This is a genomic window from Candidatus Binatota bacterium, assembly GCA_012960245.1.
Lineage (GTDB): Bacteria > Desulfobacterota > Binatia > UBA1149 > UBA1149 > UBA1149.
Genome location: DUBO01000054.1, coordinates 1 through 10,431, shown reverse-complemented (window position 1 = coordinate 10,431; position 10,431 = coordinate 1). Strand labels below are relative to the sequence as shown.

The following is a 10,431-nucleotide window of genomic DNA, read 5'->3' as shown; positions in this document are numbered from 1 at the left end:
CGGCAAACGCCGTGAGGGTCATGGCCAGGGCGGCGGCAAAAGCGATGGGGAAAAACTTCTTCATGTCGGGGTCTCCTTTGTCTTCGTTGGAGGCTGCGAGAAGCGCGGGCAAGGCGCAACCTGTCGACGATAATGCAGTCACCAGGCCCCTTGTGTCAAGGGAAAACCCATCTGGGGGGCTCTATAAGCTGCCCAGCACCGTACGGGCCAGTGCCAGTCCGGCCCAGACCGCGGCCAGGCCCACCAGCAGATTGAGCGCTATGTTGGCCAGCGCCAGCGTGGTAGCGCCGCTTTCAAGGTAGCGCAGGGTCTCGTATCCAAAGGTCGAAAAAGTAGTGAATGATCCAAGGAATCCCACCGTTACCGCCAACCTGACCGTGCGCGACAGGGCCGCGTTGGCCAGCCCGTAGTGCATGATGAAGCCGAGCAGGAAACAGCCCACTACGTTTACCAGCAGTGTGCCCCAGGGCAGCGCCGTGCCCAGCGTGCGGTAGGCCAGCGCTCCCATGCCGTAGCGGCTCAGTGCGCCCAGCGCCCCCGCCACTGCCAACCATCCCAGTTCTGCCGCCACCTGTTAGTCTTCTCCGCGACGGCCGGACCACCGCCCGACCGCCTGCCCCCTGCCCTTACACGCTAAAAACCCCGCGTCCAACATCGCCTCTTGACATAACAGACATTTGTCTGCTATCTATATCTCCCATGGCACCGATCACTCCACCCGGAAAAACACGCGAGCGGGTCTACCGCTTCATGCGCCGGCGCCTGCTGGCCGGTGACCCTCCCTCTGTACGCGAGTTGCAACAAGCCATGGGCTTCAGCGCCGTGCAGACAGCACAGCAGCACCTCAAGGCCCTGGTAGGCGAAGGCCGCCTGCTGCGCCCCGAAGGCCGCGCGCGGGGATATCGTCTCCCTGAACGTCTCCCCGAAACAAGATCTCAACAAGAAGCTCACGCCGCCAGCAGCGCTGCTTTCAGCGGCCGTACTTTCGGCGGGCGAGTTTCCAATCACACCTTTGCCACCCGGTCTGTACCGCTGCTCGGCCGTGTACAGGCGGGCGGGCTTACCGAGGCCGTTGAAGACCCCGAAGGCTGGCTGACCCTGCCCTCGCGCTTCGACGCAAGCCAGCTGTTTGCCCTCAGGGTCCAGGGTCTGAGCATGTCGGGAGCGGGCATACTGCCCGGCGACATAGCCATAGTCCGCCAGCAGGAAACAGCCGAATCGGGCGACGTGGTGGTGGCCATGGTCGACGACGAGGCCACCATCAAGCGCTTTTACCGCCGTGGCCGGCAGCTGGAGCTGCAGCCGGAGAACCCGGACTTCGAGGTCATCGTTCCCACAGAAGGATCGCTCAAGCTACTGGGCAAGGTCGTAGAACTGCGCCGCTACATGGACGGGGTCGCTCCGCTCGAAGAGGCCCCCCCCGAAGAGGAGTAAATGTCATCATGATAAGCACTGCCATAAATACCGCTCGGTCGGACACCCTGCCGCTTTTTCCCCCGCTTGCTGTAACTCCGGCTGATTCCATTCCGACCGATATAACCCCGACCGCTTCCACACCGACCACTTCCACACCGACCACTTCCACACCGACCACTTCCACCCCGGAAGGGCCGCAGGGTTCGCCCGCACGCAGATGGCGGCGTGGCGAACTCTGCGGCCGACTCACCGAGTTGTCGGCCTGGGGTCCATCGGCCTCGCTCACGCTGGCTATCGATCTCGTGCTCGAAGCCCAGCAACAGGGAGAACCAGTGGCCTGGATAAGCACGCGAGAGAGTTCGTTCTTTCCCCCCGACGCCGCCGCTAACGGTGTAGACCTCGGCGCACTGCCCGTCGTCCACGCCAACAGCGGCCGAACCGCCGGACGCGCAGCCGATCGACTGCTGCGCTCGGGTGCCTTCGCCCTCATCATCATGGACCTTGGTCGTACCGAAAGCGGTCGTGCAGAAAGAGGCAGTGGAGCTGGAGCCGGGCTTCCACTGCCACTGCAATCGCGACTGCTCCAGCTGGCACTCAAGCACGACGCGGCGGTGTTGTTCCTGACCGAAAAACCATCGACCGCCCCCTCACTGGGGTCGCTGGTATCCCTGCGCGCCCAGGCCCGCCGCCGCAAAACCGGCCCCGGACGCTACACCTGCGAACTGCTGGTCCTCAAGGACAAGCGCCACGGCCCCGGCTGGCAACACGACACGTTTCGCAATGGACCACCCGGACTCCGCTGAGCCTGGCCACACCGGACTGGAGTTTCCCGGCCAGGAAACTCCCCCTGGCGAGCTGGCCTGCGTTGAGCTGCCCCAGCTCGCGTTGCAGCTTCTGCTCCGTGATAACCCCTCGTGGCAGGATCAGGCGGTAGCACTGCTCGACCAGCAGCATCCCCAGGGCAACATCCTCGCGCTTACGGCGGCTGCCCGCCAGCGACACGCCGCGCCGGGGCAACGCTACGCCTCGGCCCTCTCGCTGCTGCCCGACCTCAGGGCGGGCACGGTCGAGGCTGAACAGATCAGTCGCGCAGTAGAACAAGTGACCCGCCTGCTCGACCGCTTTACCCCGGGCGTTGAGCCGTCGACCGACACGCCGGGCCTGTTCTGGCTTGACGCCTCGGGCCTGGATCGCCTCTACCCCGACACGCAATCCTGGCTGCGCGCAATAGACGAGGCCCTGCTGTCTGACGGCTGGGAGGCCTCGAGCGTGGCCGGCTTTTCACGTTTCGGTACCCGGGCTCTGGCTGGCGCCGGGCGGCGGGCCCTCGTGCTCAACAGCCCCGACGAGGAACGACGGCTGGCCAGTCGCATCACTCTCGATCGGCTCGGCCTGCCACCTGCGCTGGTAGAAAAACTCGAGCGCCTGGGCGTGCGTAGCGTGGGCGCGTTTCTGCGCCTGCCGGCCGCGGGTATCAAGCGCCGTTTTGGTCAGGAGGTCGCCCGCCTGCACGCACTGGCCGACGATCGCTTGTGGAACCCACTGCAACCCACTGCAGTCGAGATACCCTGCAGCGTAAAAACCCTGCTCGACCAGGCCGTCGACGACAGCGAGCGACTGCTCTTCATCCTGCAACCGATGCTCAAGCGACTGCTGGCCCAGCTGGCCTCGCGGGGCCGGTCGCTGCGCGTGCTTCACCTCATGTTGCAACTCGACGATCGCAGCAACCGACTCGAAAGCCTGCACCCGGCCACCGCCACGCTCGACGTATCGGCACTGATGGAGTTGCTCACCCTCAGGCTGGGCAGCGGGCGTCTGCCCGCCGCCGTGAACGAGATTGAGATCCGTGCCGACACCGTCAATACACCCCCAGGGCAAGCGCAGCTGCCGGGCTGTCGCAGCGGTCGCGATCTCGAAGCGGCCAACCGGGCGCTGGCGCGCGTGCGCGCAGAGCTGGGAGAAGCGGCGGTAACCCGCGCCGCACTGCGCGAAGCCCACCTGCCCGAGGCCTCGTGGACCTGGCTGCCGCTGGGGCTGCCGGGCGAGCCCGGCCTGCAAACGGCCGAGCCGCGGCAGGTCAAGCAACGACCACTGCTGCGGCGTATATCGCGGCCCCGCGCCATTGCCCCCCGTCCCGCGACCGGCCGTGACTGGTATCCGCTGGGTGCCGACAGCGGCGCGGTCAGACACCGCGATGGTCCCTACCTGCTGTCGGGTGGCTGGTGGGCCAGCGACGGAGCGGGTCGTGGCGTGCAACGCGAGTACTGGTTTGCCCAGACCGAAGACGAACAGATCCTGTGGATTTACTTCGACGACAAGCGCAACCGCTGGTTCCTTCACGGACGGGTGGAATAGGAGCGCGGGGTAGGAGACGTGGAGTAGCAGCCGTGGACAACACCGTGCAGCAACGGCCCGACGGCTATGTACCCCTGTGGTGCAAGAGCAACTTTTCTTTTCTCGAAGGCGCCGGCCATCCCGGCGAACTGGTCGACGCCTGCCACCGGCTCGGCCTGCCGGCCGTCGCCCTCTGCGATCGCGACGGCGTGTACGGCATGGTCGAAGCGTGGCAGCGGGCCCGTGAGCTGGGCGTAAAGCTCATCACCGGTTCCGAAGTCACGGTAGACGACGGCTCCACCCTGCTGCTGCTGGCCGTCGACCGCGGCGGCTACGCTAACCTGTGCCGGCTGATCACTCGCGGCAGGCTGCGCTCGCCCAAGGGCAGTTCGTCAGTATCGTGGCAGGAGATCGCCGAACACGCGGAGGGTATGCTGGCGCTGTGGGGAGGCCCACGCAGCCTGCTCACCGCCGGAGCGGAACCTGTGCACCCGCAGCGGCTGCTCGCCGAGGCCTTTGGCGACCGCCTGTACGCACTCCTCGCCCGTCACCACGAAGCACCCGAGGTGGAGGCCAACGCCCGCCTGCTCGCGCGTGCGCAGCGCTGGCAACTGCCCGTGGTGTCTGCAAGCGAAGTGCTTTACCCCCTGCCCGAGCGTCGCAGGCTGCACGATGTGGTCACCTGCATCCGCCACGGCACCACGCTCTCGGCTGCCGGCAGGCTCACGTGCCCCAACGACTGCCACTCACTGCTCGGGCCACGGGAGTTTGCGCGCCTGTACGGCGATGACCTGCAGGCCGTGGCCCGTACCCACCAGATCGCCGAGCTGTGCAGCTTTGATCCGTCTCAACTCTGCTACCGCTATCCCGACCATCGCCTGCCCGACGGCCGCACGGCCATGCAACAACTCGAACATCTCACGCTCAGCGGCGCGGCCCGGCGCTACCGCGGCGACGTACCCACGGCGGTCACCGCGCAGCTGAAAAAAGAACTGCTCATCATCAACGAGCTCGACTACCCGGGCTACTTCCTGACCATGCACGAAATCGTAGAGTTCTGCCGCGAGCACGGCATCCTCTGCCAGGGCCGCGGCTCGGCCGCCAACTCGGCTGTGTGCTTCTGCCTCGGGATAACGGCCGTCGATCCAACGCGCAGCGACCTGTTGTTCGAACGCTTTCTATCCAGGGAGCGGGCCGAACCTCCCGACATAGACCTCGACATCGAGCACGACCGCCGCGAAGAAGTCATCCAGCACGTCTACCGAAGCTACGGCCGCTCGCACGCCGCCATGGTGGCCAACGTGGTGCGCTACCGCGCCAGGTCGGCCGTGCGCGACGTGGGCAAGGCCCTCGGAATGCCCGAAACCTCGACCGACCGGCTGGCGCGAGTGCTCTCGCACCGTTCGTGTGTAGAAAAAGCGGACCTGTCCGCCGCCGCGCTGGACCCCGAACTCCCCATACACCGCCACCTGCTGACACTGTCCAACGAGATCCTCGATTTTCCGCGGCACATGTCTATACACCCGGGCGGTTTCCTGCTCGGCTATGAACCCGTGCACGACCTGGTGCCCATTGAGAACGCGAGCATGGAAGCGCGCACCGTGATCCAGTGGAGCAAGGACGACATCGAGGCCCTGGGCCTGTTCAAGGTCGACCTGCTGGGGTTGGGCGCACTCAACATGCTGCACCGGGCCTTCGACCTGCTCGACCAGCACGAGGACCTGCAATTGGAAATGGCCGACATCCCCGCCGACGACACGGCTACCTTCGACATGCTCTGCCGCGGCGACACCGTGGGCGTGTTCCAGGTCGAGAGCCGCGCGCAGATGGCCATGCTGCCACGCCTGCGTCCGCGTTGTTTTTATGACCTCGTGATAGAGATCAGCATCGTGCGCCCGGGCCCCATAACAGGAGGCATGGTGCACCCCTACCTCGCACGGCGCAGTGGCAGGGAGCCGGTCGTCTACCCTCACCCCTGCCTCGAGCCAGTACTGAGCAAGACCCTGGGCGTTCCCTTGTTCCAGGAACAGGTCATGCGTCTCGCCGTCGTGGCAGCGGACTACAGCCCCGGTGAGGCCGACCAGCTACGACGCGACATGGCAGCCTGGCGACACGCCGGCCGCATTGAACGCCACCGCGACCGGCTGGTCACGCGCATGATGGCCAGGGGCATCACCCGTGAGTTTGCCGAGCGCGTGTTCGAACAGATACGGGGATTTGGCGAATACGGTTTTCCAGAGAGCCACGCGGCCAGCTTTGCGTTGCTGGCCTGGGCCACCTCCTGGCTCAAGTGCCACCACCCCGAGGCCTTTGCCTGCGCGCTCCTGAACGCCCAGCCCATGGGCTTTTATTCCACGGCCACAATCGTCAACGACGCCCGCCGCCACGAGGTAAAAGTGCTGCCATTGGACGTGTCGGTAAGCGAGCGAGACTGCACGCTGGAAAAATTCCTGCGGGGCAGCAGCCCCGGCGACGGCGATGGCATGGCCGGTCGGGCTGCTGTTGGCAACGACGGCAGTCACGGCGAACTCTGCCTGCGCATGGGCCTGCGCACGCTGCGCTCACTACCCCGCGCACTCACCGACACCATAGTACGAGAGCGCGAAACCCGAGGCTTTGAGTCACTCGAAGACTTCGTCAGGCGTAGCCGCGTTGACGACAGGTCGGCCAGCGCACTCGCCCGCGCCGGCGCGCTCGATTGTTTTGGCCTCAATCGTCGGCAATCGTTGTGGCAGGTGGCGGCCCTGGTACGCGAGCGCGACGACTCGCTCAACATGCAGGTGGCCGAAGCTCTGCCTGCCTTTGCCGGCCTCGACCGTGGCACCGCCATAGCCTGGGACCACGAAGTGGCTTCGCACAGCGCGCGCGGACATCCGCTCGAAGACCTGCGTGGAGAGCTACGCGAGGCGGGCCTACCCGATGCCGCCTCGCTCAACGCCATGGCCGACGGCACCCGCACCGCTTATGCCGGGCTGGTAACCTGCAGACAACGGCCGGCCACGGCGGGCGGGGTCGTCTTCATGACGCTCGAGGACGAATCCGGCTTCGTAAACCTGGTGGTATGGCAACGGGTCTTCGAACAACACCGCGCGTTACTCAAAACAACTTCGTTCCTGGGTGTCACCGGTCGCGTGCAATCAGAAGACGGCGTGGTGCACCTGCTGGTCGAAAACCCCTGGGTGCCCGGTGTCAGTCGCAGTCCACGGCCGGTGACCAGCCGCGACTTCCATTAGCGGCTGTTGCCGAACCCGTTTAGCTTGTCGCCGTGGGTCTACTGATCACACTGGCCCTGGCCGCGCTGGTCACATCGGCGCTGTCGGCCGTGCTCGGTATGGGTGGCGGCGCGTTGTTGCTGGCAGTCATGCTCACCGCCCTGCCGTGGGCCGAGGTAATACCTCTTCACGCTGTCGTGCAACTGGCCAGCAACGGAACGCGGGTGCTGGCCTACCTGCCCCAGGTCAGCTGGCCGGTGGTAGTGCGCTTCGCCGCCGGCCTGCTACCCGGTGGCCTGTTGGGCGCACTGCTGATCGGCGAGCTGGCGCGCAGCCCGGGCGCCGACCCCTGGCTCAAGCTGCTGGTGGGTGCGTGGATTCTCGTGATGCTGGTGATTCCCGAGCCCGCGAGTAACCCCCGAAACGCCGACGACGGCGAGCCGGGCAACGGCGATTCGGCCAACGGCAATGCCAGCGACAACCCGCTGCACGTCGGTCACTGGTGGGACTGGCCCGCGCTGGGATTCGTGGCGGGTTCCTGCGCACTGGCTGTGGGTGCCGTCGGACCTCTCATAGCACCGCTGTTCCTGCGGCGACCGATGACCCGACAGCAGGTCGTGGCCACCAAGGCGGTATGCCAGTCGCTGCTGCACCTGGTCAAGCTGCCGGTGTTTGTCGCCCTGTGGAACTTTGACTACGGCAGATCCGCGCTACTGCTGGCGGTGCTGGTGGCTTGCGTGGTGCCTGGTACGCTCATCGGTCGCCGCCTGCTGGCCCGCCACGTGTCAGAAGCTCTATTTCGACGGATGTACCGGCTGGCCCTGCTGCTGGCCGGCAGCAAGGTGCTCATCGTGGACGGCCTGCTGCCGCTGCTCGCCTGAAAACTAGCCGGCGCGCCGTCGCCGCGCGGCCGCAGCCAACTCGTCGAGCATGGGCTGCGTGTCTGTCCACGATACGCAGGCGTCGGTCACGCTCTGTCCGTGCAGTAGCTCACCGCCGAGATCCTGGCGACCCTCCACGAGGTTGCTCTCTATCATCAGGCCGAATACCGAGCGCGACCCGGCGGCTACCTGCCCAGCGATGTCCGAGCACACCGCGGCCTGCCGGCGAAAATCCTTGCGGCTGTTGCCGTGGCTGCAGTCGACCATCACCGAGCCGGCGAGGCCGGCGGCCGTGAGCGTCGAGACAACCGTCGCCACCGACTCGGCGTCGTAGTTGGGCCCGGCCGTAGATCCTCGAAGAATGACGTGGCAGGTATCGTTGCCGCGCGTCGCGACGATGGCCGACAGGCCCTGCTTGGTGACCGAAAGAAAGCGGTGCTCGGTGCGCGCCGACCGTATGGCGTCCACGGCGATCTGCACGTTGCCGTCGGTACCGTTCTTGAACCCAACGGCCACCGACAAACCCGACGCGAGTTCGCGGTGCACCTGGCTCTCGGTCGTGCGTGCGCCCACGGCACCCCAGGACACGAGGTCGGCCGTGTACTGGGGACTTATGGTGTCGAGAAACTCGGTGCCAATGGGCAGGCCCAACTCGGCGATGTCGCGCAGCAGGCCGCGTGCCCGGTGAAGCCCGTGGTTTATATTAAAGCTACCGTCGAGATCGGGATCGTTTATGAGCCCTTTCCAGCCCACCGTCGTGCGGGGTTTTTCGAAGTAGACGCGCAGCACAACGCACAGGTCGTCGGCCAGGCGATCAGCTTCCTGCTTGAGAAGCCCGGCGTACTCCACCGCCGCCCCGGGATCGTGGATAGAGCAGGGCCCGACGACCACCAGCAAGCGGTCGTCTTGGCCCTTGACTATCGCCGAAGCCGCTTCGCGCCCCCGCCATACACAGGTCGAAGCTTTTTCGCTCACCGGGATTTCCTCGATCAATATGGCCGGTGAAATCAGGGGGCGCAGTTCTGCTATGCGCAGGTCATCTGTTGCATGAAACATCGGAAAGAAACCTCTCTACGGTCTTACTCTACCCCTGACGAGCGAGTTTTATAACCGGCGCGCGCAGCCGATTCACGGCCGCTGCGAAATCATGGCGACGAAAAGCGGCGAGGTCCCCCTCCCCGTTGCGCGCGAGAACCGAGAGCCCCTCGTGGGCGAGTTCGTCAAACAACAGGTCCATCACCTCTGCCAGGCTGCGATTGCCGTCGGCAAAACACGCGCCGACGTGAAGCATGGCCTCGGCCACGGCCCGCAATTGCGCAGGGTGGAGGAGCTGGTCAACGGCCGAGAGGTCGATCTCGTGCTCGCCGAACACGATGCACCCGTGGTCGCGCACCTTGACCACGACTTCCTTGCGACCACGCGAAGCGTCGAAGCCGGCGCGTAGCAGGGTCCTTCCCAACGGCGCTTCAAAACCGTTGAGAGCTTCAGACCTGCGGCCGCTTTTAAAACGAGCTACAACCTCGCGAGCCTGCGCTGTGAGATCGAGCGCCCGGTAGTCCCTCATGCCCACCACCTTGTCGGCCACGTCGAGGTAGTCCCCGCTACCTCCGATGACGATTACCGACGAAACGGAGTGCTGCTCGCAGAGCTGGCGCACGCGGTCGACAAACGGCGTTATGGGTTCGTGTTCATTCGCCACGAGCTCCTGCATGCGCCGGTCGCGTATCATGAAATTTGTAGCCGAGCTGTCTTCGTCGATGAGCAACAGGCGCGCGCCGGCTTCGAGCGCTTCGATTATGTTGGCTGCCTGCGAAGTACTGCCGCTGGCGTTGTCGGTAACAAAACTGCGCGTACACCTGCCGCCGGGCAGATCAGAAATAAACGGCGAAATGTCTACTCCCGCCACCGACCGACCGTCTTGGAACAACTGCCATGCGTCCGGGTCGGACGGGATCGGCTCGGGAGCGTCGAACTCGCGCCAGGCGTCGCCGTCCAGCGCCTCCTCGTAGCCGTCGGCGCGCAGCCGGCGCAGCACCTCGGCGGCGTCGTCCTCGTCGAAGAGCACCGCGCGCAGCACCCCGTTGTGCTGCTCGGTCTCGGCGGCGCGCAGCACGTGGCGCAGCTCGGGCAGGAAGGGCCGGTCGGCGACCATCCAGTCCAGCCCGCCGGGGCCGTCGAGCCCGTCGACGCCCACCCAGGTGAGGCGGTCGTGCTCGTGGGGCTCGGGATCGCCGTCGACGATGCGGGCCACGGCCACCCGCAGCTCGAGGTGGTCGTCGATGACGCTGGCGCCGCTCAACCAGGCGCTCACCTCGATGGTGCAGCCGAGCTCCTCGGCGATCTCGCGCTCCAGCGCGTCGGCGGGCTGCTCGCCCGGCTCGACCTTGCCGCCCGGCAGCTCCCAGCGGCCCGCGGCCTCGGGCGGCGTCGTACGCCGCGCGGCCAGCACCCGCGCGCCCCGCACGATCGCCGCCCCCACCACCAGTCGCCGCTCACCCACGCCCCGCACGATAGTCGCCACCGTCGGTCGAGCCGCGACGAGCGGCCCCCGTTGGTCGAGCAGCGACGAGCGCCAGCGAGGAGCGTCG

At 66.1% G+C, this 10,431-nt stretch carries 8 protein-coding genes; 5 read left to right on the top strand and 3 right to left on the bottom strand.

Annotated features, from left to right (window positions below; genetic code table 11):
• Positions 1-181: 181 nt before the first annotated feature.
• A complete protein-coding gene (gene crcB, locus EYQ35_10790) occupies positions 182-559 on the bottom strand; it encodes a fluoride efflux transporter CrcB (protein ID HIF64622.1) in 378 nt (125 codons plus the stop codon).
• Between the two features lie 140 nt (positions 560-699).
• Here crcB and lexA point away from each other — a divergent pair, with 140 nt between their 5' ends.
• The 5 genes from lexA to EYQ35_10765 are packed head-to-tail and all read left to right on the top strand — an operon-like array spanning position 700 to position 7,843.
• Complete coding sequence (lexA, locus tag EYQ35_10785) at positions 700-1,434, top strand: repressor LexA (GenBank protein HIF64621.1); 735 nt, start codon at positions 700-702, stop codon at positions 1,432-1,434.
• A gap of 8 nt (positions 1,435-1,442) precedes the next feature.
• Positions 1,443-2,219: a recombinase A gene (locus EYQ35_10780; protein HIF64620.1), complete on the top strand. Its 777-nt coding sequence runs from the start codon at positions 1,443-1,445 to the stop codon at positions 2,217-2,219.
• Positions 2,197-3,771: a DNA polymerase Y family protein gene (locus tag EYQ35_10775; GenBank protein ID HIF64619.1), complete on the top strand. Its 1,575-nt coding sequence runs from the start codon at positions 2,197-2,199 to the stop codon at positions 3,769-3,771. The genes EYQ35_10780 and EYQ35_10775 overlap by 23 nt, the downstream gene beginning before the upstream one ends.
• 44 nt (positions 3,772-3,815) lie before the next feature.
• The gene (gene dnaE, locus EYQ35_10770) at positions 3,816-6,983 is read left to right on the top strand and encodes a DNA polymerase III subunit alpha (protein ID HIF64618.1); all 3,168 of its coding nucleotides are present in this window, start codon (positions 3,816-3,818) and stop codon (positions 6,981-6,983) included.
• A gap of 32 nt (positions 6,984-7,015) precedes the next feature.
• Positions 7,016-7,843 (top strand): hypothetical protein, encoded by an 828-nt coding sequence (locus tag EYQ35_10765; GenBank protein HIF64617.1) that lies wholly within the window; start codon positions 7,016-7,018, stop codon positions 7,841-7,843.
• A gap of 3 nt (positions 7,844-7,846) precedes the next feature.
• On the opposite strand, the gene EYQ35_10760 is transcribed toward EYQ35_10765, so the two are convergent.
• Together EYQ35_10760 and EYQ35_10755 are read right to left on the bottom strand one after the other, a co-directional pair.
• Positions 7,847-8,899 carry a 3-deoxy-7-phosphoheptulonate synthase gene (locus tag EYQ35_10760; GenBank protein ID HIF64616.1) on the bottom strand — a complete coding sequence of 351 codons (1,053 nt, stop codon included), beginning with the start codon at positions 8,897-8,899 and terminating at the stop codon, positions 7,847-7,849.
• A 28-nt stretch (positions 8,900-8,927) separates the two neighbouring features.
• Positions 8,928-10,431 (bottom strand): NUDIX domain-containing protein (locus EYQ35_10755; protein HIF64615.1); only part of this gene is annotated, 1,504 nt, incomplete at its 5' end.